The organism is Pseudomonas sp. VMV1, from assembly GCF_056790235.1.
Genome location: NZ_JBXGSE010000008.1, coordinates 81,845 through 107,928, shown reverse-complemented (window position 1 = coordinate 107,928; position 26,084 = coordinate 81,845). Strand labels below are relative to the sequence as shown.

Sequence of the window (26,084 nt, the reverse complement as noted above, 5' to 3'; positions counted from 1 at the left end):
GAGAGGTCCTTGGCAGTCATTCGATGGGCGTGTCGGGGTGGTTGCCCCATTCGCCCCAGGAGCCGGCATAGGCTTTGACACGCGGATAGCCCAGGGCCTTGGCCGCGAGATAGGTGAAGCCGGATCGGTGATGGGTCTGGCAGTGGGTGATGACTTCCTTGTCGCGAGTGATGCCCAGGCGCTCCAGTTCGGCGGCCAGGTCCTCACGGATGCGCAACTGGCGCGCAGCGTCCATGCCGGCGGTCCACTCGAAGTTGATCGCCCCGGGGATATGCCCGCCACGGGCGGTCAGCACCTTCTCGCCGCGATACTCGTCGGCGCCGCGGGCGTCCCAGATCGCCAGGTCCTCGGCGCCGAGCCGGCTCTGCAGGTAGGCGCGACTGGCGGTGGGCTCCTCGTGCAGGGTCAGGGGGACCGGGCTGCCGACCGGGGCAGGCATGTCGGTGCTCAGTGGCAGGCCGGCGGCGATCCAGCCCTGGCGACCGCCGTTGAGGTAGTGATAGTGGCCATGCCCGATGACGTCGAGCAGCCAGATGAAACGTCCGGCCCAGCCACCGCCTTCGTCGTCATAGACCACATAGACGGCTTCGGGGCGCTGGCCCAGTTCGCCGAACAGCTGTTCCAGGTCAGCCTGGGCGGGCAGCAGGCCGGGCGCCGGCTTGGTGCCCAGCTGGGTGCGGGCGGGCGCGACATGGCGCGCGCCGGGCAGATGCCCCTCGGCATAGTGGGCGGCGCTGCTGAGATCCACCAGGATGAGTTCGGGCGCATCTAGGCGCGCCGCGAGATCGGCCGGCTCGATCACCAGGGGCAGGGCGGAAAAGGGCATCACAGATTTCCCGTCGGTCCGTAGCAAAGGTGAAGTGTACCGAGGTTGACCGGCCAGCGTCAGGTCGGTCGCACCCTGGAACGATTGGCAAAGGTGGCGATGGCGCGCTCGATGCAGGTGAAGGTTTTGTCCAGCGCGGCGGTTCGCCGCGGGTCCGCCGGCTCCAGTTCGCTGTCCAGGATCGCCAGCAGCACCACCCGTTCGCCAAAGCCCAGGCTGCGCAGCCAAAGCCGCTCATTGCTGAACAACCGGCGCAGATCGGCCGGCAGGTGCGGGGCGAACCGTGTGCGATTGCCGGCGTCGATGCGCAGCTGGCCGGGGCTGCCAAACAGCTTGGCCAGCAGGGGATGGCCGGCGATATCCAGTTGCAGGCCGGGGGCGTCGTCCAGGCCGTGATGCAACTGGACATTGCCCTTCTGGCCATTGCGATCCGGGGTCAGCAGCAGCAGTCGGGGCAGACCGCAGGCCACCAGGGCCTGGCGGGCGCAATCGAACAGTTGCGGCAGGGTGGCGAAGGCACTGGGGGTGTGCAGCAGTTGTTCGCAGAGGCCACGCCAGCGTTGCGCCTGGCTTTCGCCTGCGACCTGTACCTTGGGCACTGGTCGCAGGCGGCGCTCGCCCGGTGGCCAGAGCAGCCCTTCGGCGGGATGCCAGAGACCAGGCCGGGCATGGCGCCGGGCGTCCTGCACGGCGAGTTCGTGGCTGCGACTCTGCACCCGCGCCAGGGGCAGCTGGAGATAAAGGGCGCTAAAGCGTTGCCAGCGCAGGGTATGGGCACCGTCCCAGGCGTGGTGGCTCGCCAGGGCCAGACCATTGGCGAGAAGGATGGTGTTGCCCGGATGGGTCAGCCAGCGCCTTAGATTGGGATCCTCGTCGAGTCGCTGCTGGTGCTGCAGGGGATCCTCGTCATGGGCGATATGCAGTGCCCTCACCAACTGGCGACGATCCTCGTCCAGCAGGCGGTAGCCTTCCACGATCCAGTCGGGCAACTGCCAGTGACGGGCCAGCGCCTGGCACAGGCGAATCGCCGGTACGCCCAGCAGCTCGCGCTCGACCTTCGGCGCCGGTTCGCCTTCGCCCAGCACCCGGCGTTCCCACTCCTCGAAGAGTTCGGGGTAGCGGGTCACCAGCGGCCAGAGCGGCGCCAGGAAGAGCAGGGCGGCCAGGCGGATGTCCGGCCACAGCCGCGCCAGGGGCACGCCGAACAGGCCCATTCCCAGCGTCATGGCGTGCTGGCTCACCAGGCACAGCTGCCGCAGCGGCCGCGGCAGGCGCTCCTCGGACAGGGTGGGCTGGCGAGCGATCAGGTATTCCGCCGGGCCCAGGCCGACGCGGCCGAGCACGGCTTCGAGGCTGGCCGCGGGATCGCCAAGGCTGGCATGGCCGCGATTGGCCTCGCGCAGCAGGGCCAGCGCCAGCGGCGGTGATTCGCAGAGACGCTCGGCGATTTCATGCAGCGCCAGACGGCCATCGGCCAGGCTGCGGCGCAGGCGCTCCGCGGTGGCGGTCGCCACCGGCAGGCGCACGCCTTCCAGATGTTTGACCCAGTCTTCGACGGTGTTTGGGCGGCTTGACATACGACGGTCGCCTCGAAATTTGATGAAAGGCCTTCAGTCCGGGGCGCCGGGTCCGATAAAGGGGGCGTGAGGGTGAATCCCCGGCTCAATTTTCCTTAGCACACAGTATTCCCAACCATGGCAAAAATCATCGGCATCATCGTGATATTCGCGGCTGTCCTCGGCGGCTACATCCTCGCGCATGGCAAGATCGCCGCGATCATCCAGCCGCTCGAGGTCCTGATCATCGGCGGTGCCGCCCTGGGGGCCTTTCTGCAGGCCAACCCCGGCAGCACCTTCATGCAGGTGTTCAAGAAGTCGCTGAAAATGTTCGGCAATCGCTTCACCCACGCCTTCTACATGGACGTGCTCAAGCTGCTCTACGAAATCCTCAACAAGAGCCGGCGCGAGGGCATGATGTCCATCGAGGCGGACGTCGAGGATCCCAAGGCCAGTCCGATCTTCAGCAAGTTTCCGAACATCCTCAAGGACGAGCGGATGACTGCCTACATCGCCGACTACCTGCGGCTGATGTCCTCCGGCAACATGGCGCCCCACGAGCTGGAAGGCCTGTTCGACATGGAGCTGGCGGGCATCAAGGAGGACCTGGAACATCCCTCCCACGCCGTGTCCCGCCTCGCCGACGGCCTGCCCGGCTTCGGTATCGTGGCCGCGGTACTGGGCATCGTGATCACCATGGGCATGCTTGGCGAGGGCGACCAGGCGGCCATCGGTGGTCACGTGGGCGCGGCGCTGGTAGGTACCTTCCTCGGCATTCTCGCGGCCTACGGCTTCTTCGGCCCGCTGGCGACCTGCCTGGAGCACGACGCCAAGGAAGAACTCAATGTGCTGGAGGCTATCAAGGCCTGCCTGGTGGCCGCCGCCAGCGGCATGCCGCCCACCGTCGCCGTGGAATTCGGTCGCAAGGTGCTGTTCCCGGCGCACCGGCCGTCCTTCAGTGAACTCGAGCAGGCGATGCGGGGCAGCTGATGGACAACAACCAGCCGATCATCGTCAAGCGCATCAAGAAGAGTGCCGCCGGTCACCACGGTGGCGCCTGGAAGATCGCCTTTGCCGACTTCGCGACCGCCATGATGGCGTTCTTCCTGGTGCTCTGGCTGATGTCCTCGGCCACCCCCGAGCAGAAGAAGGCCATCGCCGGCTACTTCCAGGACCCGATCGGCTTTACCGAGAGCGCCAGTCCCTATGTCATCGACCTGGGCGGTACCCCGACCCCGGCGCCCGATCGCACCCTGAACCCCGAGATCCAGGCGCAACCGGATTCGACCCAGAACAAGGTCAATCCGGACATGCAGGAGCGTGCCGATCCCAACGAGTCCAATCGCGTCGAGCCCGACCCCACCCAGGCGCTCGATCCGTCCGACAAGCGCCAGCCCAACGACGCCGCGCAGCAGCAGAAGGATGCCGCCAACCAGGCGAAGATGGATCCGAGCCAGGCGGAAAAACTCGCCGAGCAGGTCGAGAAGGAGCGCCTGGAGCTGTTGCTGCAGGAGCTGCAGAACAAGATCGAGCAGAATCCGGAGTTGCAGAAGTTCAAGGACCAGATCCTGCTGGAGATCACCCAGGATGGCCTGCGCATCCAGATCGTCGACGCCGACAACCGGCCGATGTTCGACTCCGGCAGCCCGCGGCTGAAGTCCTACTTCGAGGACATCCTGCTGGCCATGGCCGACACCATTCGCCAGGTCCCGAACAAGATCAGCATCAGCGGCCATACCGATGCGGCGCGCTACAACGGCAAGGGCGACTTCAGCAACTGGGAGCTGTCCGCCGGCCGGGCCAACGCAGCGCGGCGGGCACTGATCGCGGGCGGCTATCCGGAAGACCAGGTGGCGCGGATCGTCGGCTATGCCTCTTCGGCACCCTTCGATCGCGACCATCCGCTCAATCCGGTCAACCGCCGCATCGACATCATCGTGCTGACCAAGAAGGCGCAACAGGCCATCGAAGGACGGGCCGGGGGCAATCAGGCACCCAAGCCCGCGGCCGGCTCAGCGCCAGCCGCCAGTCGGAGCGGAGTCTCCAGTGGCGGCGTTTCCGCCACCGGAAACCTGGCCCAACCTATCAATAACGCGGCCTTCAAGCAGCAGGTCAACGCCTTCGATGCCGGCGTCATCCAGGGCAAGCCCTGAGCGGCGGCCCCGATCGATAGGAAAATTCGCTGCTAGCGTTCGGTTTTTTCGTCCGTTGCGGCGCGGATGGGTCGTTATGCTGCAGGGGTTTCATGCTGGATCGGGCACCTTGCGCCCTGGCGCGCGGTCTCTCGATCTCCGATTCCCTTGCAGGAGCCTCCCGATGAGCAACGCCTTTATCGACACCATCAAGCGCCGCCGTAGCCAATACGCGCTGGGCAAGAACCTGCCGCTGGCCCAGGATCAGGTCACCGCGCTGATCCAGGAAGCGGTCAAGCTGTCGCCGTCCGCCTTCAATTCGCAGAGCTCGCGGGCGGTGATCCTGTTCGGCGCCGAGAGCGACAAGTTCTGGGGCTTCGTCATGCAGGCGCTGCGGCAGATCGTGCCGGCCGACGCCTTCGCCGCTACCGAAGGCAAGATCAACAGCTTCGCGGCCGGCGCCGGTACCGTGCTGTTCTACGAGGATCGGCATGTCGTTGCCGGCCTGCAGGACAAGTATCCCGCCTATGCCGACAACTTCCCCATCTGGTCGGAGCAGGCCAGCGGCATTGCCCAGTTCTCGGTGTGGACCGCCCTGGCCAATGCCGGCATCGGCGCCAGCCTGCAGCACTACAATCCGCTGCCTGACGCCCTGGCCGCTGCCGAGTGGCAATTGCCCGACACCTGGCACCTGCGCGCCCAGATGCCCTTCGGCTCCAACGAAGGCGACTTCCCCGAGAAGGGCTTCATGGACGATGCCGAGCGCTTCCGCGTCTTTGGCTGATAGTCGTCGATCGATAAAAAACGCCGGGCTTGCCCGGCGTTTTCGTCAGTAGCGCGATTCGCCTTCGAGGCTGGCCAGGATATGCCGGTAACTGGCCATTCGCTGCGGATGGATATCACCGCGTTCCAGGGCGGCGAGCAGGGCGCAGCCGGGTTCGCGCTCGTGCTTGCAGTCGCGAAAGCGGCAGTGGCCCAGGTAGTCGCCGAATTCCTTGAAGCCAGCCTCGACGTCGTCGCGGCTGACGTGGCTGAGGCCGAATTCGCGGATGCCGGGCGAATCGATCAGATCGCCGCCATCGGGGAAGTGGAAGAGCCGGGCGGTGGTGGTGGTGTGGGTGCCCTTGTTGGTCAGCTCGGACAGCGGCCCGACGCGCGTATCGACGCCCGGCAGCAGGGCGTTCACCAGCGACGACTTGCCCACGCCGGATTGGCCGACGAAGACACTGACGTGCTCATCCAGGGCGCTCTTGAGCTGGTCCATGCTCAGGCCGTTGTGGGCCGACACCTCCAGCAGCGGATAGTCCAGCTCGCGGTAGATGCCCAGCAGGTCGTCCAGCGCCGCGCCGTTGTGCTCGTCGATCAGGTCGGCCTTGTTGAGCAGCAGCAGCGGCTGGATGCCGGCATGCTCGGCGGCCACCAGGTAGCGGTCGATGAGATTGGCGTGGGGCGTGGGCAGCGGGGCGAAGACGATCACCAGGCGGTCGACGTTGGCCGCCACCGGCTTGAGCTGACCGCGCATGTCCGGCCGGCAGATCTCCGAACGGCGCGGCAACTGGGCGACGATGACGCCATTGCCCTGGATGCCGGCGCGAAACACCACCTGGTCGCCCGTGACGAGGGTCGGCAGGTTGGCGCGCAGGTGGCAGCGCTGCAGCCGACCTTCGCCATCTTCGACCTCCACCTGAACGCCGAAGTGGGCGATCACCTGGCCCTGTTGTTCCGGGCCGAGATCGCCGCCTTCCAGTTCGTCGACCAGCTTGGATTCGCGCTTTTCCGCGCGAGCAGCGCGTTCAGTCTGGATTTTTTCGATCCGCCAGCTCTGGCGACGGGTCAGGTGGCGTTTGGCCATGGGAAGTCCGCAGGTTTCAGGGTCGAGGAGTCTAGCATTGGCCGCCTCTCGCGGATTACCTAAACTTGGTCCACCTCGTCGCTCTGGAGCCCCCATGCTGGCCCATCTCGCCTCGCGCTATCCCCTGTTGCTGGCCGTGCTGGTGCAACTGGCCGCCCTGGTGCTGGCGGTCGTCGGGCTACGGCTGTGGGCCGGCTTCACCGGCCAGCGGCCGTCGCTGCTGCTGCTGGTGTGCCTGCAGGCGGTGCTGGCGGCGCTGCTGGGCGAGCGCCTGGGCCTGGCGCGCTGGTGGGTCTTCATCAATCTGCTGTTCGCTCCGGCGCTCTACCTGGTCAGTGGTCGCGGCCTGTCGGCGGGTATCGCCGCGCTCGGCTTCCTGCTGCTGCTGTTGCTGAACTGGAACAGTCTGCGCGAGCGGGTGCCGCTCTATCTCACCGGCCGCCAGACCCGCGAGCGGCTGGCCGAGCTGCTCGCCGAGCGCGAGCCGGGCTTTCGCTTCGTCGACCTCGGCTGCGGCCTGGGCGATACCCTGGTCGACCTGTCACGGCGCTTTCCGCAGGCCACCTTCGTTGGCGTGGAGACGGCGCCGCTGAGCTTCGCCCTGGCCTGGCTGCGCTGCCTGCCACGCCATAACTGTCAGGTACGCTATCGCGATCTCTGGCGGGTGGAGCTGGGCGAGTTCGACATCGTCTACTGCTTTCTCTCCCCGGCGCCCATGCCACGCCTGGGCGACAAGGCTCGCACGGAGCAGCGGGCCGGCAGCTGGCTAATCAGCAACACCTTCGAGATTCCCGGCCAGCCAGCGGACAGGGTGCTGGAAGTAGGCGACCTGCGTGGCAGCCGGCTGCTGCTCTGGCGCCGGTAGGTGCGCGGCAGGCGCACTGCTACACTGGTGCCATCATCAAGGAGTTCACCATGACCACCCCCAATCCGCAGCACCTGATCTGGATCGACCTGGAAATGACCGGCCTGGATCCGGATCGGGACGTGATCATCGAGATGGCCACCATCGTCACCGACAGCGACCTCAATGTGCTGGCCGAGGGCCCGGTGCTGGCCATCCACCAGTCGGACGAGATCCTGGCCGGCATGGACGAGTGGAACACTCGTCAGCACGGTGGTTCGGGGCTGACCCAGCGGGTGCGCGAGAGCACCGTCGATACCGCCCAGGCCGAGGCCCTGACCCTGGAATTCCTGCAGCAGTGGGTGCCCAAGGGCAAATCGCCGATCTGCGGCAACAGCATCTGCCAGGATCGCCGCTTTCTCTATCGCCGCATGCCGGAGCTGGAAGCCTACTTCCACTACCGCAACCTGGACGTCTCCACCCTCAAGGAGCTGGCCGCGCGCTGGGCGCCCCATGTGCGTGACGGCGTGAAGAAGAGCGGTAGTCACCTGGCGCTGGACGACATCCGCGATTCCATCGCCGAGCTGCGGCACTACCGCGAGCACTTCATCAAGGTCTGATGGTCGCGCAGCCGTGCTGCTGTCCATCCTCTATCTGATCGCCATCACCGCCGAGGCCATGACCGGCGCCCTGTCCGCCGGTCGCCGCGGCATGGACCTGTTCGGCGTGGCGCTGATCGCCAGCGTCACCGCCCTGGGCGGCGGCTCGGTGCGCGACGTCCTGCTGGGGCACTATCCGCTCGGCTGGGTGAAGCACCCGGAGTACCTGGCGCTCACCGTCGGTGCGGGCCTGGCCACCGTGGCCATCGCCCGGGTCATGCGCTATCTGCGTCGGCTGTTCCTGGTACTCGACGCCCTGGGCCTGGTGGCTTTTACCGTGATCGGCTGTCAGGTGGCCCTGGAGATGGGCCTGAGTCCGGCCATCGTCATCGTCAGCGGTACCCTCACCGGCACCTGCGGCGGCATCCTGCGCGACATCCTCTGCAACGACGTGCCCCTGATCCTCAGGCGCGAGCTCTATGCCAGCGTGGCGGTGCTGTCCGCCGGTTGCTATCTGCTTTGCCGTCAATGGCTGAGTGAGGAGCAGGCGCTGCTCATCACCCTCGGCGCCGGACTGCTGCTGCGCCTCTTGGCGCTGAGATTCAACTGGCAGATGCCGACCTTCAGCTATCCGGACGATCCCCACGGCTAGGGCTGTGACAGATTGCGCTACACTTCGCTAAAACCCTTGTCCTAGAGCCTTTTGTGCGGCATTTTCAGGCGCCCAGTTACCGATAGGGAGATCGGTCATGTCTGGAAAACCTGCTGCGCGCCTGGGCGACGCCGTCGCCTGCCCCAAATGTGGGGCCACCGCCCTGGTTCAGGGCTCCTCCGATGTCTCTTTCGATGGCCTGCCGGCCGCGACCCTCGGCCATGCCTGCGGCTGTGGCGCCGCCCTGAGCGCCGCGGTCATCCCTACTGTCCTGATCAACGGCCGGCCTGCGGCGGTGCTCGGCAGCCTTACCAGCCATGGCGGCGTGGTGATCGGCGGATCGGGCAGCGTCATCATCGGCCTGGGCGGGGGCGGGGGCGGGGGCGGCGCGGCCAAGGCGGCCTGCGCAAGCCTTGCAGGCACTACCGGCCTGGCACCGGGGCAGGGCAGGCCTTCGGCGCTGCGCGACCGGGAGCGACAGGGTAGCGAGGGGCCTGCCAAACGCCCGGAAGGCGCATCCGTCGCCAGGGATGAAGTCGCCGAACAGGCAGAGCGCCCGCTAGAACAGCGCATCACCCTGCGCATCGGCGTCTTCTTCGACGGCACCGGCAACAACCTCTTCAACGCCACCATCGGCGCCGCCTGCCGGGCGGAAGAGCAAGGTTTTAATGCCGATCAAGCCGAAAGCATCGCTCGGCACTGCCAGGCGTTCATGCGTGACCCGGACAGCAGTTATGCCAATGCCGATACGAACATCGTGCGGTTGTATCGGCTCTATCAGGACGATACTCAGCGTGCCGTCGAGCAGGATGAAAAGTCAGCGGTTATTCCGGTCTATATCGAAGGTATCGGCACTCGAGCCGGACAACCTGATAGCGCCTTGTCCATGGGGACGGGTTTGGGTGCCAGTGGTGTGCTGGGGTGCGTTCAGACGTTTCCAGTCGCGTTCGGTGAGCGCTACGATCAATTCAAGCGCATCAACCCCAATGTCGTCGTTGAAGCCATCAAGTTCGATGTTTTTGGCTTTAGCCGCGGCGCTGCGGCTGCACGCCACTTCGCAAACGAGGTGCTCAAGGCTGGCGGCGGTATTGCTGCAAGGGGTTTGGCCAAGTGCTTTTCGTGGCAGAGCGCCAAGGTCAGGCTCAACTTCATCGGCCTGTTCGATACCGTCACGGCCATAGCGGATCCCAGGCGAGGGGACTTTACCCCAACCGATATCGCCAACCCCGGCGTCAACCTCTATCTGCCGGCAGGATGTGCCGACAAGGTGGTGCATCTGGTTGCCCATGACGAGCACCGGCGTAACTTCGCCCTTACAAGTGTTGCGCCCCAGCATCAAGAAATCGCCCTGCCGGGTGCTCATGCCGACTTAGGTGGGGGCTATGCGCCCGAGATGACCGAACGCCTGCTCTTGACCCGGCCGCGCGCCTCACGCGAGCGCTATGGTACCGACAGTCATGCGGCCTGGAGTTATCGCCAGGCCCAACTCGAGCTAGCGCAATTTCAACGAGAGCCTTGGTATGAGCCGGGCACCACTACATTGGAAATTGATACCTGGCGAAATAACTTGCCACGAACTCGCGGCAATCTGCCGGAAACCGAAGTTATCGCCGCGATCCGCCTGGAACGCCGAGTTCGCGGCGAGCTGTCGTTGATTTACTTACGTATCATGCATCGACTCGCTATTGATCATGATGTAGCTCTTTCCCCGATTCCTGTGACGGCAGCCTTAGCGATTCCTGATGAATTACAAGGTATCGCGGCTAAGTTGCAGGCCTACGCGCAGGGTGCTCCATTACATATCGACCAGGCCGAGGCCCGCCTGCTGTTCGGTCGTTATGTGCATCTTTCCGCTCACTGGAACGCACTATTGGGTAAAGATCGTAGTGATTTGGCCATCTTCTTCGTCAATGCCCCTACGGCGACTGGTCGCCGCAGCGTCTATCCCAATCGTCCCCAAGCAGGCTATCCCGAATGAGCCGTTGGCTGCTGTACCTCATCCTGGCGCTTGGTTTGGCTGGCTGCCAATCCAATGCCATGCCCAAATCCAGGTTGCCCTATGACGCTTGGTACTTGGGCTTTTTGGCACCCAACTACATGCAGATCTGGCTGGAGCAGGCCAATATCAGCGACATTGATGGCCGCTTTTTTCCCAATGCCATGGGCGGCGTGGTGGCTATGGGGCAACCTGCGAGTCTATCGGCAACTGCCAAGGGCTGGCCTAGGAGAATCGGTTCGGGTAAAGGCCGCTACATGACCGGATTAGATTTGCCCTATATGGTTGCTGTGCGCTGGCAATCCCTGGTTGAGCCTCAGACCTATCAGGCGGTATTTGCCATTCCTGCCTGGGCACGGAAAAAAATGCTCGAACGCCTGCCCGCTGAATGCCCAGTCAGTGGTCGCACCTCGGATTATCGTAAGGACCTCACCATCGGGCTAGCGCCGGGCGGTGTCGTCAAGGTGTGGATCATGGGCCCTTGCCTGGATCCTATCGAGGTCTTGACTCTGCAGGCCGAGGTCGAGCCTAAGGGGCCTGATCAGGGCCGCATGAACGGCCAGTACGCCCTGCCGCTGACCGAGGTCACCAAGGCTTATATCGACAAGTACGGCGTCCCCTACGGCAGTTGGTGGGCGCCGATCCCTTACACCACGGTTGGGCCATGAACAGTTGGGCAATGAGTCGCTGGCTGCTGTCTCTCGTCCTGCTACTGGGCCTGGCAGGTTGTCAGTCTGACGCCGCGAACAAGCTGCCCTATGACGCCTGGTACCTGGGCTTTCTAGCGCCCAACTACATGGAAGTCTGGTTGGAGCAAGCCAATATTGGTGATAACAGCGGACGCCTCTTTCCCAATGCCATGGGGGGAGTAGTGTCTTATGGCAAACCTGAAAATCTGGCGATTCGCGCAGAGGGTTGGCCAGAAAGAATCGGCTCAGGCAAAGGCCGGACTCTGACCGGCCTGGATCTGCCCTATGTCGTATCCCTACGCTGGCAATCCATGGTCGAACCTCAAACCTATCACGCGCTTTTCACCATCCCTGATTGGGCCAGGGAAAAAATGGTCGAGCGTCTACCAGCCGAGTGTCCGGTCAGTGGTCGCACCTCGGATTATCGTAAGGACCTTACCATCGGCTTGGCGCCCGGCGGGGTGGTCAAGGTCTGGATCATGGGGCCGTGCCTCGATCCCATCGAAGTCCTGACCCTCCAAGCCGAGATCGAGCCCAAGGGGCCCTATGGCGGCAAATCCAACGGCAAGTACCGGCCGCTGTCGCCGGTGGTCAAAAGCTATGTCGATAAGTACGGCGTCCCCTACGGCAGCTGGTGGGCACCGATCCCTTACACCACGGTAGGGCCCTGAACTTCTAGCCTGCCGCTCAGGCCTCGCCGTGCCGCTGCAGCGCCCATTCCACGTGCTCACGCACCAGGGGAGAGGGATGTTCGCGCTGCAGCTTCAGGGCTTCCAGCACGGGGATGCTGGTCGGCGCATTGCCCAGGCCCACGGCCAGGTTGCGCAGCCAGCGCTCGTAGCCGGCGCGGCGTAGCGGCGAGCCTTCGGTGCGGCTGAGGAATTCGGCTTCGGTCCAGCGAAAGAGCTCGGCCAGGCTGGCGCTGTCCAGGCCGTGGCGTGGCTTGAAGTCGCCTTCGGCGGTGGGCTTGGCGAAGCGATTCCAGGGGCAGACCAGCTGACAGTCGTCGCAGCCAAACACCCGATTGCCGATCAGTGGCCGCAGCTCCAGCGGGATGGAGCCCTTGAACTCGATCGTCAGGTAGGAGATGCAGCGCCGGGCGTCGAGCTGATAGGGGCCGACGAAGGCTTGGGTCGGGCAGATGTCCAGGCAGGCGTGGCAGGTGCCGCAGTGGTCGCGCGGGGTGGGTTCGTCGACCGGCAGGGGCACGTCGACGAAGAGTTCGCCCAGAAAGAACCAGCTGCCGGCCTTGCGATTGAGCACCAGGGTGTTCTTGCCGATCCAGCCCAGACCGGCCTGTTCGGCGATGGCCTTTTCCAACACCGGCGCGCTGTCGACGAAGGCGCGATAGCCGAAGGGGCCGATCTCGCCCTGGATGCGCTCGGCCAGCTGCTGCAGGCGCTTGCGGATCAGCTTGTGGTAATCGCGGCCCAGGGCGTAGCGCGAGATGTAGGCCGCAGCGCCGTCGGCCAGACGCTCGCTCATGCGGGTGTCGCCGGGAAGGTAGTCCATGCGCAGGGACACGACCCTCAGGGTCCCCGGGACCAGCTCGGCCGGTCGCGAACGTTTGCTGCCGTGCGCGGCCATATAGTCCATCTCGCCGTGGAAACCGGCGGCCAGCCAGCGCTCCAGATATTCCTCGTGACGTGCCAGGTCCAGCCCGGCGATGCCGGTCTGCTGAAAGCCCAGTTCCCGACCCCATGCTTTGATGAGGTCGGCCAGGGCGGCGAGATCGAGGGCGACAGCGGACATCGAAGGGAACGCGCAGGCAGGAGGGCCGCCTATTTTGCCAGACTCCGGAGGCTTTCCCAGCATGCACGACGAACTGCCGTTCCAGCTCTACAGCGCCAAGCAGGTGCGGGATCTCGATGCCCAACTGATCGCCGGCGGGCTGCCCGGTCTCGAATTGATGCGCCGCGCGGCTGCCGCGGCCTGGCGCTCGCTGCGCCATGGCTGGCCTCACGCCGGCGCGCTCTGCGTACTGGCGGGCGGCGGCAACAACGCCGGTGACGGCTATCTGGTCGCCAGCCTGGCGCGCAAGGCCGGGTGGCAGGCACGCATCTGGTACCTGGCCGATCCAGCCGGGCTCAAGGGCGATGCCGCCCTGGCCCATGCCGAGGCCCTGGCTGCCGGGGTGGACATCCAGCCCTGGCGCGCGGACGCACCGCTGGACGGCGTGGTGGTCGATGCCCTGCTGGGGACCGGCCTCAAGGGCGCGGCGCGCGAGCCCTATGCCGGCGCCATCGAACGGATCAACGCCAGCGAATTGCCGGTGGTGGCCATCGACCTTCCCTCCGGACTGGATGCCGACACCGGTGCCGCGGCGGGTGCCCTGGTGCGAGCCGACCTGACCATCACCTTCATCGGTCTCAAGCTCGGACTGTTCACCGGCAAGGGGCCGGATCACGTCGGCAGCCTGGTGTTCGAACCCTTGATCGAAGAGCCGCAGAATCCCGCCCACGCTACCGCACAGCGTCTGGCGCCCGGTAACCTGCCGCGGCTGGCGGCGCGACCGCTCAATGCGCACAAGGGGCAATACGGCCATCTGCTGGTGATTGGCGGCGATGAAGGCACCGGGGGTGCGGCCATCATGACCAGCGAGGCGGCGCTACGCTGCGGCACGGGCATGCTCAGCCTGGCGACCCGGCCGTCCAACGTCACCGCGGTGCTGGCGCGGCGCCCGGAGGTCATGGTCGCCGGGGTGCATTCCAGTTTCGCTGTGCTGGAGCTAGCCAAGAAGGCCGATGTGCTCGCCGTCGGCCCGGGCCTGGGGCAGGGCGCCTGGGGCAAGGCGCTGGCCAGTGCCGCCGCGACGCTGGACGTCGCCCAGGTCTGGGACGCCGATGCCCTCAATCTGCTGGCCGCCGGGGTGGTCGAGTCCCCGCGCGGCCCCTGGGTGATGACACCCCATCCGGGCGAGGCGGCGCGGCTGCTGGATGTCTCGATCAAGGACATCGAAGCCGATCGTCCCGGCAGCGCCCGCGAACTGGCTCGTCGCTACGGCGGCGTGGCACTGCTCAAGGGCTTCGGCACCCTGATCGCCCATCCGGATGGGCGCATGGCGCTGTGCGGCGAAGGCCATCCGGCGATGGCTACCGGTGGCCTGGGGGACATTCTCACCGGTATCATCGCCGCCCTGCTGGGGCAGGGGCTGCCCCCCTTCGAGGCCGCCTGCCTGGGCGCCTGGCTGCACGGTCGTGCCGGTGCCGAGCTGGGTCGCCAGGGCCGCGGTCTCGCTGCCAGCGATCTGCCCCCGGTCGCCCGCCAGTTGCTCGAGGAACTCCAGCCATGCCTGAACTGACCCTGCACGCCGCCGACGAAGACGCCATGTATGCCCTGGGTGCCCGCCTGGCCCAGGCCAGCGGCGGTCGTGGTGTGCTCTATCTGCACGGCGACCTGGGTGCCGGCAAGACCACGCTGTCGCGCGGCATCCTGCGTGGCCTCGGCCATGCCGGAGCGGTCAAGAGCCCCACTTTCACCCTGGTCGAGCCCTATGAGCTGACCAGCGGCGCGGTCTATCACTTCGATCTGTATCGCCTGGCCGATCCGGAAGAACTGGAGTTCATGGGGATTCGCGACTACTTCACACCCGAGGCCTTGTGCCTGGTGGAATGGCCCGAGCGCGGCCAGGGCGTTTTGCCAAAGCCGGACCTGGACATTACCATTACGCCACGCGCCGACGGTCGTGATCTGCGCCTGGTTAGCCAGGGGGCTCACGGTGAGGCCTGGTGCGCCGCCCTCGCGCCCTAGGCTTGTCTGAAAAGGCCGGCGCTCGGTCAGGCGGTGTTGAAAATCAGTTCGGAATGCTCATTTACTCTTCGTAAACTCCGCTTCTTCACTGATTTTTTTCTTGGCTGACCTTCGCTCGGCGACTTTTCAAACACGCCTTAGGCGCCGATCCTCGTTCTCCAGCTATACGGTCGCAGGCATGCGCAAGCGTTTTTTCAGGTCGGGACTCGGCCTGTTGTTGTTGATCCTCAGTAGTCAGCTGCTGGCCGCCACCCAGATCAAAGGCATGCGCGTCTGGCGCGCGCCTGACAATACCCGTCTGGTGTTCGACCTGACCGGTCCGGTCAAGGCCAGTGTCTTCACCCTCAGTGCCCCGGACCGCATCGTCATCGACCTGTCCGGCGCGCAGCTCGACGGTGGCTTGAACGAAAAGCCCCTGCGCAACACCCCGGTCACCGGGCTGCGGGCGGCCCAGCGCTCCCCGGGCGAGGTACGCCTGGTGCTGGACACCAAGGGCGCGCTGACGCCCAAGAGCTTTACCCTGGCGCCCAACAAGGAATACGGCAATCGCCTGGTGGTCGACCTCTACGACCAGGGCACCGATCCTGCCACCAGCGACATTCCCGCGACCGTCACGCCCAATCTGCCAGCCACTCCGGTCACCCCGGCCCAGCCGGCGACGCGCCTGCCGGCCAGTCCCAGCGGCAAGCGCGACGTGGTGGTGGTCATTGATCCCGGCCACGGCGGCGAAGACCCGGGCGCCATCGGTCGCGGCCGGCTCTACGAGAAGAACGTGGTGCTGGCCATCGCCAAGCAGCTGCAGGCCAATCTCAACCGGCAGAAGGGCTTTCGCGCCGAGCTGACCCGCACCAGCGACTACTTCATTCCGCTGCGGCAGCGGCAGGTCATCGCTCGCAAGAAGGGCGCCGACCTGTTTATTTCCATCCATGCCGACTCGGCGCCCAGCGCCAGCGCCGAAGGTGTCACCGTCTTCGCCCTGTCCCAGCGTGGAGCCACTTCCGAGGCCGCGCGCTGGCTGGCCGATGCGGAAAACCGCTCCGACCAGGTCGGTGGCGTGTCCGATGCCCTGGACAACAAGGATCCCATGCTTGCCGGGGTGCTCATGGACCTGTCCATGACCGCCACCGTGGCCTCCAGCCTGGAGGTCGGCCAGACTATCCTCGGTCAGGTCGGGCGCGCCACCAAGCTCCTGCATTCGCGGGTGGAGCAGGCCGGCTTCATGGTGCTGAAGTCGCCGGATATCCCCTCGATTCTGGTGGAGACCGGCTTCATCACCAATGCCAATGAGTCGGCAAAGCTGGCCAGTCCCGCGCATCAGGGCCTGCTCGCCCGGCAGATCCAGGCCGGTATCGTGCAGTACTTCCAGCACCGCCCGCCGCCAGGTACCTACCTGGCTTGGCAGCGCGAGCAGCGGGGCGGCAAGGTCGGCATCGTGCGCGGCATCGACCAGCATCGCGTACAGCCCGGCGAGAGCCTGAGCCTGATCGCACGCCGCTATGATGTCGATCTGAGTACCCTGCGCGCCGCCAATCGGCTCAAGGGCGACCGCATCCGCTCCGGCCAGGTCCTGACCATCCCCACCCACGAACTGGCGGCCAGCAATGACTGAACCCCGGCGCATCCAGCTGCTCAGCCCGCGGCTGTCCAACCAGATCGCTGCCGGCGAGGTGGTCGAACGGCCTGCCTCGGTGGCCAAGGAGTTGCTGGAGAACAGCCTGGACGCGGGTGCTCGGCGCATCGATATCGAAGTGGAGCAGGGCGGGGTCAAGCTGCTGCGTATCCGCGACGACGGCCATGGCATCCCGGCGGACGACCTGCCGCTGGCCCTGGCGCGCCACGCCACCAGCAAGATCTACCACCTGGACGAACTGGAAAGTGTCACCAGCCTGGGCTTTCGCGGCGAAGCCCTGGCCTCGGTCAGCTCGGTCTCGCGCCTCACCCTGACCTCGCGCTACCGGGGCGAGGACCAGGCCTGGCAGGTGGAGACCGAAGGCCGCGAGATGCAGCCGCGGGTACAACCCGCCGCCCATCCCCAAGGCACCTCGGTGGAGGTGCGCGACCTCTTCTTCAACACTCCGGCGCGACGCAAATTCCTGCGCGCCGAGAAGACCGAATTCGATCACCTGCAGGAAGTGGTGCGGCGCCTGGCGCTGGCGCGCTTCGACGTGGGTTTTCATCTGAGACACAACGGCAAGAGCGTGCTGGCCTTGCATCCGGCCGGCGATCCGCAGAGCCAGGGCCGCCGGGTCGGCGCGGTCTGCAGCCCAGCCTTTCTCGAACAGGCCCTGCCGCTGGAGCACGAGCGCAACGGCCTGCGCCTCTGGGGCTGGGTCGGTCTGCCGACCTTCTCCCGCAGTCAGGCGGATCTGCAGTACTTCTACGTCAATGGCCGCATGGTGCGCGACAAGCTGGTCGCCCATGCGGTGCGCCAGGCCTATCGCGATGTTCTCTACAACGGTCGTCACCCGGCCTTCGTGCTGTTCCTCGAAGTGGATCCGGCGACGGTGGACGTCAATGTCCATCCCACCAAGCACGAGGTGCGCTTCCGCGACAGTCGCCAGGTGCACGACTTCCTCTACGGCACTCTGCACCGCGCCCTGGGCGACATCCGCCCGGACGACCAGCTCGCCGTGGTGGCGCCCACGGCGCCGGCGCCCCTGAGTGGTCCGGCCGCCGGTGAATTCGGTCCCCAAGGCGAGATGCGCCTGGCCGCCGCCGTCTTGCACGACAGTCCTGCGCCACCTGCCCAGCCTTTCGCCAATGGTGGCGGATCGGGTGGCGCCGCGCATTACGCGCCCACCCCGCAGCCCTATGCGGGCGCGCCGGTGGCCGAGGTGCAGAGCGCCTACAAGGCCTTTTTCGCGCCGCTGCCAGAGGGTGCCGAGGCTGCGTCCCTGCCGGCAGAGCAGGGCGACGTTCCACCGCTGGGCTATGCCCTGGCCCAGCTCAAGGGCATCTACATCCTGGCCGAGAACGCCCAGGGCCTGATCCTGGTGGACACGCACGCCGCCCACGAGCGCATCACCTACGAGCGCCTTAAGGTAGCCATGGCCAGCGAAGGCCTGCGCGGCCAGCCGCTGCTGGTGCCGGAATCCCTGGCGGTCAGCGAGCGCGAGGCCGACTGCGCCGAAGAGCACGGCCAGTGGTTCGAGCGCCTCGGCTTCGAACTGCAGCGCCTGGGCCCCGAAACCCTGGCCATCCGCCAGATCCCCGCGCTGCTCAAGCAGGCCCAGGCCGCGCGGCTGGTGCAGGATGTACTCGCCGATCTGCTCGACTATGGCACCAGCGATCGTATCCAGGCGCACCTCAACGAATTGCTCGGCACCATGGCCTGCCACGGCTCGGTGCGCGCCAACCGCCGGCTGACCCTGCCGGAGATGAATGCCTTGCTGCGTGACATGGAAACCACCGAGCGCAGCGGCCAATGCAACCACGGCCGTCCCACCTGGGCCCAGCTCAGCCTGGACGATCTGGACAAACTCTTCCTGCGCGGCCGTTGACCGCTCCGCTGCGTGCTGCGCGGCGCCCTTCGAGACTCCCTCATGACCGCCCCCCTGCCGCCCGCCATCTTTCTCATGGGGCCGACCGCCTCCGGCAAGACCGACCTCGCCATCGAGCTGGCACGGCTGCTGCCCGTCGAGCTGATCAGTGTCGATTCGGCGCTCATCTATCGCGGCATGGACATAGGCACCGCCAAGCCCAGCGCCGAGCTGCTGGCCGCCCACCCGCACCGGCTGGTGGACATTCGCGATCCGGCCGAGAGCTATTCCGCCGCCGAATTTCGCACCGATGCCCTGGCCGCCATGGCCGAAATCACCGCCGCCGGCCGCATCCCTCTGCTGGTAGGTGGCACCATGCTCTACTTCAAGGCCCTGCTCGAAGGCCTGGCCGACATGCCCAGCGCCGATGCAGCGGTGCGCGCCGAGATCGAAGCCCAGGCGGCTGCGGCAGGTTGGGGTGAGATCCATCGGCAATTGGCCGAGGTCGATCCGGTGTCGGCGGCACGCATTCATCCCAATGATCCCCAGCGTCTCTTGCGCGCGCTGGAGGTGTTCCGGGTCAGCGGCCGCTCAATGACCGAGCATCGCGCGCTGCAATTGCGCGCCAATGCCGATTCGAACGGGGCGCCCCAGACGCAATTACCCTATACTGTTGCCCAATTGATCCTGGCGCCTGCGCGGCGTGAGGTGCTCCATGCGCGTATCGCCGAGCGCTTCCGCCTGATGCTGGAACAGGGCCTCATCGACGAAGTCTCAGCCTTGCGGGAACGTCCCGATCTGCATCTTGGTCTGCCCTCCATGCGATCCGTGGGCTATCGTCAGGTGTGGGAGTTCCTCGAAGGGGAATGCTCGCGGGAGGAGATGGTGGCGCGTGGCGTAGCGGCGACGCGGCAGTTGGCGAAGCGGCAGTTGACCTGGTTACGTGGCTGGCCCGCCGCGAACACCTTCGACAGCCTGGCTTGTGACAATCTGCCACGGATCTTGAAATGCCTGGCCGGCGCCACCATATCGCCCCGCAGCTGAATCGTTTTTGTCCGCGTGTCCATGGTGGGCAGCGGAAACTGGCATGTCGCCAGATCGGTATTTTCATTTCTTTAGGAGAGCGACACGATGTCAAAAGGGCATTCGCTACAAGACCCTTACCTGAACACCCTGCGTAAAGAGCGCGTTCCGGTTTCCATCTATCTCGTCAACGGTATCAAGCTGCAGGGTCAGATCGAGTCCTTCGACCAGTTCGTGATTCTGCTCAAGAACACCGTGAGCCAGATGGTCTACAAGCATGCAATCTCCACCGTGGTGCCGAGCCGCCCGGTCCGTCTGCCCAGCTCCGAGACGAGCGAGTCGGATAGCGAATAAATAACAAGAGGAGCGCCCTGTTGTTCTTCGAGCGTCACGAAGGTGGTGAGCGGGCCATTCTGGTCCATTTGGAAGGCCTGCATCCCGAGGCGCGCGAAGATCCTCAGGAGTTTCTCGAACTCGCGCGATCGGCGGGTGCGGAGACCGTGTCTTTCGTCACGGTGAATCGCAGCCAGCCGACCGCGCGTTTTCTTATCGGCACCGGCAAGGTCGAGGAACTGCACGATCAGGTGCACGCCCATGCCGCCGATCTGGTCATCTTCAACCATGACCTCACGCCCAGTCAGGAACGTAATCTCGAAAAAGCCTTCGAGTGCCGCGTCCTGGACCGCACCGGCCTCATTCTCGATATCTTCGCCCAGCGCGCCCGGACCCACGAGGGCAAGCTGCAGGTGGAGCTCGCCCAACTCGAGCACATGAGCACGCGGCTGGTACGCGGCTGGACCCACCTCGAACGCCAGAAGGGCGGTATCGGTCTGCGCGGTCCGGGTGAAACCCAGCTGGAGACCGACCGCCGTCTCCTGCGGATCCGCATCCGCCAGATCCGCCAGCGCCTGGACAAGGTGCGCAGCCAACGCGAGCAGGCCCGTCGCGGGCGCCGCCGTGCCGAGATCCCCTCGGTGTCCCTGGTCGGCTACACCAACGCCGGCAAGTCCACCCTGTTCAACAGCCTGACCGAATCCGGTGTCTACGCCGCCAACCTGCTGTTCGCCACCCTGGATCCCACCCTGCGCCGTCTGGAGCTGCCGGATCTGGGGCCGATCGTGCTGGCCGATACCGTGGGGTTCATCCGCCATCTGCCACACAAGCTGGTGGAAGCCTTTCGTGCGACGCTGGAGGAATCCAGCAACTCCGATCTCCTGCTGCACGTGATCGATGCCCACGAGGACGATCGCCAGCTGCAGATCGAGCAGGTCGAGGCGGTGCTGCACGAGATCGGGGCTGATGAGCTGCCGATGCTGGAGATCTACAACAAGCTCGACCTGCTCGACGGGGTCGAGCCGCATATCCAGCGCGACGACGAAACCGGCCGTCCGATCCGGGTCTGGGTGTCGGCGCGCGAAGGTCGGGGTCTGGAGCTGGTCGGTCAGGCCGTCGCCGAATTGCTTGGCGAGGATCTCTTCGTCGGCGTGCTGCGCCTGCCCCAACGGCATGCCCGGCTGCGTGCCCAGCTGTTCGAGCTGGGCGTGGTCAGGCAGGACGATCACGATGACGAAGGCAACATCCTGTTGTCTGTACGAGTACCCCGCGCCGAACTCAATCGATTGCTCAGCCGGGCCGGTGAAGAGCCGGAAGTCTTTATCCAGCAACATGTTTTGCAATAAACCCCCGCTCGGCGCTTTTGTTCGGGCAGGGGCCATCCGGTAGCATTGGTCGGCGCGCCATTTCGGCGCGCTTTCGCGTTATCAGTAGGGAGAGCGCTATGGCTTGGAACGAGCCCGGTGGCAACTCGAACAATCAAGACCCCTGGGGCGGCCGCAACAACAACGGTGGCGGCAATGGTGGACGCAAGGGGCCGCCGGATCTCGACGAAGCCTTGCGTAAATTTCAGGACCGCATCAATCGCCTGGTCGGCGGCAAGAAGCGTTCCGGTGGCAGCGGCGGCGACAGCCTCGGTTCGGGGGGCGGCAAAGGCTTGCTGCTCCTGGGCGTACTGCTGATCGGCGCGCTTTGGCTGTACAACGCCGTCTACGTCGTGGACGAGCAGGAGCAGGCAGTGGTGCTGCGCCTGGGCAAATACCATGAGACGGTAGGGCCCGGCCTGAACATCTACTTCCCGCCCTTCGAGACCAAGTACCAGGAAAACGTGACCCGTGAGCGGGCCTACAGCAAGCAGGGCGCCATGCTGACCCAGGACGAGAACATCGTCGAGGTGCCGCTGACCGTCCAGTACCGCATCACCAACCTCAAGGACTTCGTCCTCAACGTCGACCAGCCCGAGGTCAGCCTGCAGCAGGCGACCGACAGCGCCGTGCGCCACGTGGCCGGCTCCTCGACCATGGATCAGTTGCTGACCGATGGCCGCGAGCAGGTCGCTACCAATGTGCGCGAGCGGCTGCAGCGCTTCCTCGATACCTACGGGACCGGCATCACCGTGACCCAGGTGAACATCCAGAGCGCCGCGGCGCCGCGTGAAGTTCAGGAAGCCTTCGACGACGTGATCCGTGCTCGCGAGGATGAGCAGCGCGAGAAGAACCAGGCCGAAGCCTATGCCAACGGCGTGATCCCCGAGGCCCGCGGTGCTGCCCAGCGCATCATCGAGGAAGCCAACGGCTATCGCGACGAAGTCGTGGCCCGTGCCCAGGGTGATGCCTCGCGCTTCAGCCAGCTGGCGGTCCAGTACGCGGCCAATCCGCAGCTGACCCGTGAGCGTCTGTACATCGAGACGATGCAGGAAGTGCTTGGCCAGTCGAGCAAGATCATGGTCACCGGTCAGGCCGGTCAGAACCTGCTCTATCTGCCGCTCGACAAGCTGATGCAGAACCGTGCTCCGGCACCGACCTCGGCCATCAGCGGTGGCGCTGCCCCGGCGGCGTCGAGCGACACGGCTGCCTCGGTCATTCGCAATCTGCCGCAGTCCACCGAAGCGCGTACGAGGGAGAGCCGCTGATGAGCAATAAATCGCTGGCCGCGCTGATCGTCGTGGTCGTTCTGGGCCTTGCGGCCTGGAGCAGTCTGTTCGTGGTGAAGGAGACCGAGCGTGCGGTAATGCTGCGCTTCGGTCGCGTGGTCGAGCCCAACCTGGAGCCCGGCCTGCACTTCAAGATTCCTTACGTCAACCGGGTGCGCAAGTTCGATGCGCGCCTGCAGACGCTGGATACCCCGACGCAGCGCTTCCTGACGCTGGAAAAGAAGGCGGTGATGGTGGATGCCTACGCCAAGTGGCGCATCTTCAATGCCGATCGTTACTACACCGCGACCTCGGGTCTCAAGCAGATCGCCGACGAGCGCCTGCTGCGCCGCCTGGAAGCAGGTCTGCGCGACCAGTTCGGTCGTCGCACCCTGCATGAGGTGGTGTCTGGCGAGCGTGATGCCATGGTCGGTTCGCTGACTGCGGCGCTGAACAAGATGGCCAATCAGGAGCTGGGTATCGAGGTGCTCGACGTACGCGTCAAGGCCATCGACCTGCCCAAGGAAGTCAGTCGCAGCGTCTATGAACGGATGAGCACCGAGCGCGAGCGGGAAGCCCGTGAACACCGCGCCAAGGGTCGTGAACTGGCCGAAGGCATCCGTGCCGACGCCGATCGTCAGCGCCGCGTGCTGCTGGCCGAAGCCTACCGTCAGGCCGAGCAGGCTCGCGGTGAGGGTGATGCCCAGGCGGCCCAGGTGTATTCCCAGGCCTACTCGAAGAATCCTTCGTTCTTCTCCTTCTATCGCAGCCTGCAGGCCTATCGCTCCAGCTTCTCCAGCAAGAGCGATGTCCTGGTGCTCGATCCGAAGAGCGATTTCTTCAAGTATTTCCAGAGCCCTGGACAGTGAGGTTGGGGATGAGCGGCGACTAGGCTTCGCTCGTCGTTCATCCCCGATCGCCGATTTTTTCGTGTTATCATGAATCAGCCGGGGCCATCCCCGGCTTTTTTGCGTCCGTACGAAACCCGTGGAAGGGCGACGCCCTGGCTGATCCGGGTAGCAATCCACGGCAGAGCGGCTCGATCCGGTGGCAGGATTCTCCAGGAATCCACCGCGCCGACCTCGGCAGCCGCGTGCCGATCCATGACATGGAGAAGAGGCCTAATGGCTACGGTAGACCGCTGGCTGCTGCCTGACGGTATCGAGGAAATCCTGCCGCCCGACGCGGCGCGCATCGAGGGTGCTCGTCGCCGGGTACTGGAACTGTTCCATTGCTGGGGCTATGAGTTCGTCATCACCCCGCACCTGGAATTCCTGGAATCGCTGCTCACCGGTGCGGCCAAGGAGCTGGAGCTGCGCACCTTCAAGGTGACCGATCCCAATTCCGGTCGCCTCATGGGCTTTCGCTCCGACATCACGCCCCAGGTGGCGCGCATGGAAGCCCATAGCCTCAAACAGAGCGGCCCTAGCCGGCTGTGCTATGCCGGCAGCGTGCTGCATACCCGTCCGCGGGCATTGTCCACCTCGCGCAGTCCGATCCAGGTTGGCGCCGAGCTCTATGGCGTGCCCGGCAGCGAGGGCGATCTCGAGGTCATCAGCCTGATGCTCGACGTGCTCGAGCAGGCCCAGGTGCCTGACGTCCACATGGATCTAGGGCATGTGGGGATCTATCGCGGCCTGTGCCAGGCAGCCGGTGTTTCCGGCGCCAGCGAGCAGCAGTTGTTCGATGCCCTGCAGCGCAAGGCGGTGGACGAGATCGCCGAGCTGACCGCCGAGTTGCCCGCCGCCGAGCGCGGCTGGCTGCGTGCCCTGGCTGAGCTCAGCGGCGATGCCGCGGTGCTCGACCAGGCGCGCCAGCGGCTGACGGGTGCGCCCGCAGGCGTCCTGCAGTCGCTGGACGAACTGATCGCTCTGGCCGAATCGCTAAAGGGTCGTTTCCCGGGCGTGCCGCTGTATTTCGATCTGGGCGAGCTGCGTGGCTATCACTATCACACCGGCGTGGTCTTTGCCGCCTTCGTGCCTGGCACCGGGCAATCCATCGCCCAGGGCGGGCGCTATGACAACATCGGCGCCGACTTCGGTCGTTCGCGGCCCGCTACCGGCTTCTCCACCGACCTGAAGACCCTCGTCGAGTTGGGCACCGCCGTGCTGGACGAGCCGCGCCGCGGCATCTGGGCGCCAGCAGGCCATGCGCCGGTACTCTGGCAGGCCGTGCGTGAATTGCGTGCCGCGGGCGAGCGGGTGGTCCAGGCTACCGGCCATGACGACGCGGACCAGCTGCACAGCTCGGGCTGCGATCGCCGTCTGGTCGAGCAGCAGGGCGCCTGGGTCGTGGTGCCCTTGAATTCCTAAACACCGGATCTGGCATCCGGGTGAACGTGAGCATCGTCGGCCTGGCCGACAGAAATCTTCCTGACAGGGGATAAGGTTATGGGTAAGAACGTCGTCGTCCTGGGCACCCAGTGGGGTGATGAGGGCAAGGGCAAGATCGTGGACCTGCTGACCGACCAGGCCGCTGCCGTGGTGCGTTATCAGGGCGGCCACAACGCCGGCCACACGCTGGTCATCGATGGTCAGAAGACCATCCTGCGGCTGATTCCCTCGGGCATCCTGCGCGCCGACACCCAGTGCCTGATCGGCAATGGCGTGGTGCTCTCGCCGGAAGCCCTGTTCAAGGAAGTCGGTGAGCTGGAAGCCCGTGGCGTACCGGTGCGCGAGCGCCTGCGCATCAGCTCGGCCTGCTCGCTGATCCTGCCCTATCACGTGGCTCTGGATCAGGCCCGCGAGAAGGCCCGCGGCGAAGCCAAGATCGGCACCACCGGTCGTGGCATCGGTCCGGCCTACGAAGACAAGATCGCCCGTCGCGGTCTGCGCGTCGGCGACCTGTTCCACCCGGAGCGTTTCGCCGTCAAGCTCAAGGAAGTGCTGGACTACCACAACTTTGTCCTGCAGAACTACTTCAACGAGCCGCCGGTGGATTTCCAGAAGACCTACGACGAGGCCATGGAGCACGCCAAGGTCATGCAGCCGCTGGTCATGGATGTCGTCAGCCGTCTGCACGAGCTGCGCAAGGCCGGTGAGAACCTGATGTTCGAAGGCGCCCAGGGCACCCTGCTGGACATCGACCACGGCACCTATCCCTTCGTCACCAGTTCCAACACCACCGCCGGTGGCGTGGCGACCGGTTCCGGCGTGGGTCCGCTGTACCTGGACTACATCCTCGGCATCACCAAGGCCTACACCACCCGCGTCGGCTCCGGTCCCTTCCCGACCGAACTGTTCGACGAGACCGGTGCCTATCTGGCCAAGCAGGGACATGAATTCGGTTCCGTTACCGGCCGTCCGCGCCGTTGTGGTTGGTTCGACGCCGTCATCCTGCGTCGCTCCATCGAGATCAACAGCATTTCCGGCCTGTGCCTGACCAAGCTGGACGTGCTCGATGGCCTGGAAACCGTGCGCATCTGCACCGGCTACAAGGACGCTTCCGGCAACCTGCTGACCGAGGCGCCCACCGACGCAGACAGCTACATCGGTCTGCAGCCGGTCTATGAAGACATGCCGGGCTGGAGCGAATCCACCGTAGGCGCCCAGAGCCTCGAGGCGCTGCCGGCCAATGCCCAGGCCTACATCCGCCGCATCGCCGAGCTGGTCGAGGCGCCGATCGACATTGTCTCGACCGGTCCGGATCGCAAGGAAACCATCGTGCTGCGCCATCCTTTCGCCTGATGCGCTAAAAGGATGCAGCCTGAAAAGCCCCGCCC

At 65.4% G+C, this 26,084-nt stretch carries 24 protein-coding genes; 20 read left to right on the top strand and 4 right to left on the bottom strand.

Translation table 11 applies throughout. The annotated features are described in order from the left end of the window. Positions 1-16 precede the first annotated feature (16 nt). Both ACUCV0_RS20695 and ACUCV0_RS20690 read right to left on the bottom strand, forming a co-directional pair. Positions 17-829 (bottom strand): rhodanese-like domain-containing protein, encoded by an 813-nt coding sequence (locus ACUCV0_RS20695; RefSeq protein WP_313649619.1) that lies wholly within the window; start codon positions 827-829, stop codon positions 17-19. 56 nt (positions 830-885) lie between these two features. Further along, on the bottom strand, positions 886-2,403 hold the full coding sequence (locus tag ACUCV0_RS20690) for an HDOD domain-containing protein (protein ID WP_482213561.1): 1,518 nt from the start codon (positions 2,401-2,403) through the stop codon (positions 886-888). A 117-nt stretch (positions 2,404-2,520) separates the two neighbouring features. Between ACUCV0_RS20690 and motA the strand changes: the two genes are divergently transcribed. The 3 genes from motA to ACUCV0_RS20675 all read left to right on the top strand — a co-directional run bounded on the left by motA (position 2,521) and on the right by ACUCV0_RS20675 (position 5,298). Then, the gene (gene motA, locus ACUCV0_RS20685; RefSeq protein WP_059316407.1) at positions 2,521-3,372 is read left to right on the top strand and encodes a flagellar motor stator protein MotA; all 852 of its coding nucleotides are present in this window, start codon (positions 2,521-2,523) and stop codon (positions 3,370-3,372) included. Beyond that, entirely contained in the window at positions 3,372-4,535 is a 1,164-nt protein-coding gene (locus tag ACUCV0_RS20680; RefSeq protein ID WP_482213560.1) for a flagellar motor protein MotB, read from the top strand. The genes motA and ACUCV0_RS20680 overlap by 1 nt, the downstream gene beginning before the upstream one ends. 163 nt (positions 4,536-4,698) lie before the next feature. Beyond that, complete coding sequence (locus ACUCV0_RS20675; RefSeq protein ID WP_482213559.1) at positions 4,699-5,298, top strand: nitroreductase family protein; 600 nt, start codon at positions 4,699-4,701, stop codon at positions 5,296-5,298. A 45-nt stretch (positions 5,299-5,343) separates the two neighbouring features. Here the strand turns inward: ACUCV0_RS20675 and rsgA are convergent, their stop codons facing one another. Further along, positions 5,344-6,366 carry a small ribosomal subunit biogenesis GTPase RsgA gene (rsgA, locus tag ACUCV0_RS20670; RefSeq protein WP_271653222.1) on the bottom strand — a complete coding sequence of 341 codons (1,023 nt, stop codon included), beginning with the start codon at positions 6,364-6,366 and terminating at the stop codon, positions 5,344-5,346. A gap of 94 nt (positions 6,367-6,460) precedes the next feature. Here rsgA and ACUCV0_RS20665 point away from each other — a divergent pair, with 94 nt between their 5' ends. The 6 genes from ACUCV0_RS20665 to ACUCV0_RS20640 all read left to right on the top strand — a co-directional run bounded on the left by ACUCV0_RS20665 (position 6,461) and on the right by ACUCV0_RS20640 (position 11,817). Further along, positions 6,461-7,231 (top strand): class I SAM-dependent methyltransferase, encoded by a 771-nt coding sequence (locus ACUCV0_RS20665; protein ID WP_271653221.1) that lies wholly within the window; start codon positions 6,461-6,463, stop codon positions 7,229-7,231. A gap of 50 nt (positions 7,232-7,281) precedes the next feature. Further along, positions 7,282-7,830 (top strand): oligoribonuclease, encoded by a 549-nt coding sequence (gene orn / locus ACUCV0_RS20660; protein WP_059316402.1) that lies wholly within the window; start codon positions 7,282-7,284, stop codon positions 7,828-7,830. A gap of 16 nt (positions 7,831-7,846) precedes the next feature. Next, positions 7,847-8,461, top strand: a complete 615-nt coding sequence (locus ACUCV0_RS20655; protein WP_059316956.1) for a trimeric intracellular cation channel family protein — start codon at positions 7,847-7,849, stop codon at positions 8,459-8,461. 97 nt (positions 8,462-8,558) lie between these two features. Beyond that, positions 8,559-10,439: a PAAR domain-containing protein gene (locus ACUCV0_RS20650; protein WP_482213558.1), complete on the top strand. Its 1,881-nt coding sequence runs from the start codon at positions 8,559-8,561 to the stop codon at positions 10,437-10,439. After that, positions 10,436-11,125 (top strand): DUF2931 family protein, encoded by a 690-nt coding sequence (locus tag ACUCV0_RS20645; protein ID WP_482213557.1) that lies wholly within the window; start codon positions 10,436-10,438, stop codon positions 11,123-11,125. Before ACUCV0_RS20650 ends, ACUCV0_RS20645 begins: the two co-directional genes overlap by 4 nt. 11 nt (positions 11,126-11,136) lie before the next feature. Next, entirely contained in the window at positions 11,137-11,817 is a 681-nt protein-coding gene (locus tag ACUCV0_RS20640) for a DUF2931 family protein (RefSeq protein WP_482213556.1), read from the top strand. Between the two features lie 16 nt (positions 11,818-11,833). On the opposite strand, the gene queG is transcribed toward ACUCV0_RS20640, so the two are convergent. After that, the gene (gene queG, locus ACUCV0_RS20635; protein WP_482213555.1) at positions 11,834-12,898 is read right to left on the bottom strand and encodes a tRNA epoxyqueuosine(34) reductase QueG; all 1,065 of its coding nucleotides are present in this window, start codon (positions 12,896-12,898) and stop codon (positions 11,834-11,836) included. A gap of 61 nt (positions 12,899-12,959) precedes the next feature. Between queG and ACUCV0_RS20630 the strand changes: the two genes are divergently transcribed. The 11 genes from ACUCV0_RS20630 (at position 12,960) to ACUCV0_RS20580 (ending at position 26,049) form a co-directional block, all read left to right on the top strand. Further along, positions 12,960-14,447, top strand: a complete 1,488-nt coding sequence (locus ACUCV0_RS20630; RefSeq protein WP_482213554.1) for an NAD(P)H-hydrate dehydratase — start codon at positions 12,960-12,962, stop codon at positions 14,445-14,447. Continuing rightward, positions 14,435-14,896 carry a tRNA (adenosine(37)-N6)-threonylcarbamoyltransferase complex ATPase subunit type 1 TsaE gene (gene tsaE / locus ACUCV0_RS20625; RefSeq protein WP_059316395.1) on the top strand — a complete coding sequence of 154 codons (462 nt, stop codon included), beginning with the start codon at positions 14,435-14,437 and terminating at the stop codon, positions 14,894-14,896. The genes ACUCV0_RS20630 and tsaE overlap by 13 nt, the downstream gene beginning before the upstream one ends. A gap of 178 nt (positions 14,897-15,074) precedes the next feature. After that, a complete protein-coding gene (locus tag ACUCV0_RS20620; protein ID WP_059316394.1) occupies positions 15,075-16,505 on the top strand; it encodes an N-acetylmuramoyl-L-alanine amidase in 1,431 nt (476 codons plus the stop codon). Beyond that, on the top strand, positions 16,498-18,396 hold the full coding sequence (gene mutL / locus ACUCV0_RS20615) for a DNA mismatch repair endonuclease MutL (protein ID WP_482213553.1): 1,899 nt from the start codon (positions 16,498-16,500) through the stop codon (positions 18,394-18,396). Before ACUCV0_RS20620 ends, mutL begins: the two co-directional genes overlap by 8 nt. Before the next feature lie 42 nt (positions 18,397-18,438). Further along, entirely contained in the window at positions 18,439-19,419 is a 981-nt protein-coding gene (miaA, locus tag ACUCV0_RS20610) for a tRNA (adenosine(37)-N6)-dimethylallyltransferase MiaA (RefSeq protein WP_313649517.1), read from the top strand. Between the two features lie 87 nt (positions 19,420-19,506). Continuing rightward, positions 19,507-19,752: an RNA chaperone Hfq gene (gene hfq, locus ACUCV0_RS20605; RefSeq protein WP_007161156.1), complete on the top strand. Its 246-nt coding sequence runs from the start codon at positions 19,507-19,509 to the stop codon at positions 19,750-19,752. Between the two features lie 20 nt (positions 19,753-19,772). Continuing rightward, positions 19,773-21,077: a ribosome rescue GTPase HflX gene (gene hflX, locus ACUCV0_RS20600; RefSeq protein WP_271653210.1), complete on the top strand. Its 1,305-nt coding sequence runs from the start codon at positions 19,773-19,775 to the stop codon at positions 21,075-21,077. A 98-nt stretch (positions 21,078-21,175) separates the two neighbouring features. Further along, the gene (gene hflK, locus ACUCV0_RS20595; protein ID WP_271653209.1) at positions 21,176-22,363 is read left to right on the top strand and encodes an FtsH protease activity modulator HflK; all 1,188 of its coding nucleotides are present in this window, start codon (positions 21,176-21,178) and stop codon (positions 22,361-22,363) included. Further along, positions 22,363-23,232 carry a protease modulator HflC gene (gene hflC / locus ACUCV0_RS20590; protein WP_017642910.1) on the top strand — a complete coding sequence of 290 codons (870 nt, stop codon included), beginning with the start codon at positions 22,363-22,365 and terminating at the stop codon, positions 23,230-23,232. Before hflK ends, hflC begins: the two co-directional genes overlap by 1 nt. Before the next feature lie 255 nt (positions 23,233-23,487). Continuing rightward, positions 23,488-24,675 carry an ATP phosphoribosyltransferase regulatory subunit gene (locus ACUCV0_RS20585; protein ID WP_059316389.1) on the top strand — a complete coding sequence of 396 codons (1,188 nt, stop codon included), beginning with the start codon at positions 23,488-23,490 and terminating at the stop codon, positions 24,673-24,675. A gap of 78 nt (positions 24,676-24,753) precedes the next feature. After that, positions 24,754-26,049 carry an adenylosuccinate synthase gene (locus tag ACUCV0_RS20580; RefSeq protein WP_271653207.1) on the top strand — a complete coding sequence of 432 codons (1,296 nt, stop codon included), beginning with the start codon at positions 24,754-24,756 and terminating at the stop codon, positions 26,047-26,049. The last annotated feature ends 35 nt before the right edge of the window (positions 26,050-26,084 follow it).

What these genes read in the sequence shown, in the direction of transcription:
- hflK (WP_271653209.1), top strand. Translation starts at nt 21,176, where the DNA reads ATGGCTTGGAACGAGCCCGGTGGCAACTCGAACAATCAAGACCCCTGG.
- orn (WP_059316402.1), top strand. Translation starts at nt 7,282, where the DNA reads ATGACCACCCCCAATCCGCAGCACCTGATCTGGATCGACCTGGAAATG.
- ACUCV0_RS20645 (WP_482213557.1), top strand. Translation starts at nt 10,436, where the DNA reads ATGAGCCGTTGGCTGCTGTACCTCATCCTGGCGCTTGGTTTGGCTGGC.
- ACUCV0_RS20630 (WP_482213554.1), top strand. Translation starts at nt 12,960, where the DNA reads ATGCACGACGAACTGCCGTTCCAGCTCTACAGCGCCAAGCAGGTGCGG.
- mutL (WP_482213553.1), top strand. Translation starts at nt 16,498, where the DNA reads ATGACTGAACCCCGGCGCATCCAGCTGCTCAGCCCGCGGCTGTCCAAC.
- ACUCV0_RS20680 (WP_482213560.1), top strand. Translation starts at nt 3,372, where the DNA reads ATGGACAACAACCAGCCGATCATCGTCAAGCGCATCAAGAAGAGTGCC.
- miaA (WP_313649517.1), top strand. Translation starts at nt 18,439, where the DNA reads ATGACCGCCCCCCTGCCGCCCGCCATCTTTCTCATGGGGCCGACCGCC.
- ACUCV0_RS20620 (WP_059316394.1), top strand. Translation starts at nt 15,075, where the DNA reads ATGCGCAAGCGTTTTTTCAGGTCGGGACTCGGCCTGTTGTTGTTGATC.
- rsgA (WP_271653222.1), bottom strand. Translation starts at nt 6,366, where the DNA reads ATGGCCAAACGCCACCTGACCCGTCGCCAGAGCTGGCGGATCGAAAAA.
- ACUCV0_RS20690 (WP_482213561.1), bottom strand. Translation starts at nt 2,403, where the DNA reads ATGTCAAGCCGCCCAAACACCGTCGAAGACTGGGTCAAACATCTGGAA.
- ACUCV0_RS20675 (WP_482213559.1), top strand. Translation starts at nt 4,699, where the DNA reads ATGAGCAACGCCTTTATCGACACCATCAAGCGCCGCCGTAGCCAATAC.
- hflC (WP_017642910.1), top strand. Translation starts at nt 22,363, where the DNA reads ATGAGCAATAAATCGCTGGCCGCGCTGATCGTCGTGGTCGTTCTGGGC.
- queG (WP_482213555.1), bottom strand. Translation starts at nt 12,898, where the DNA reads ATGTCCGCTGTCGCCCTCGATCTCGCCGCCCTGGCCGACCTCATCAAA.
- motA (WP_059316407.1), top strand. Translation starts at nt 2,521, where the DNA reads ATGGCAAAAATCATCGGCATCATCGTGATATTCGCGGCTGTCCTCGGC.
- ACUCV0_RS20665 (WP_271653221.1), top strand. Translation starts at nt 6,461, where the DNA reads ATGCTGGCCCATCTCGCCTCGCGCTATCCCCTGTTGCTGGCCGTGCTG.
- tsaE (WP_059316395.1), top strand. Translation starts at nt 14,435, where the DNA reads ATGCCTGAACTGACCCTGCACGCCGCCGACGAAGACGCCATGTATGCC.
- ACUCV0_RS20580 (WP_271653207.1), top strand. Translation starts at nt 24,754, where the DNA reads ATGGGTAAGAACGTCGTCGTCCTGGGCACCCAGTGGGGTGATGAGGGC.
- ACUCV0_RS20585 (WP_059316389.1), top strand. Translation starts at nt 23,488, where the DNA reads ATGGCTACGGTAGACCGCTGGCTGCTGCCTGACGGTATCGAGGAAATC.
- ACUCV0_RS20650 (WP_482213558.1), top strand. Translation starts at nt 8,559, where the DNA reads ATGTCTGGAAAACCTGCTGCGCGCCTGGGCGACGCCGTCGCCTGCCCC.
- ACUCV0_RS20640 (WP_482213556.1), top strand. Translation starts at nt 11,137, where the DNA reads ATGAGTCGCTGGCTGCTGTCTCTCGTCCTGCTACTGGGCCTGGCAGGT.
- hfq (WP_007161156.1), top strand. Translation starts at nt 19,507, where the DNA reads ATGTCAAAAGGGCATTCGCTACAAGACCCTTACCTGAACACCCTGCGT.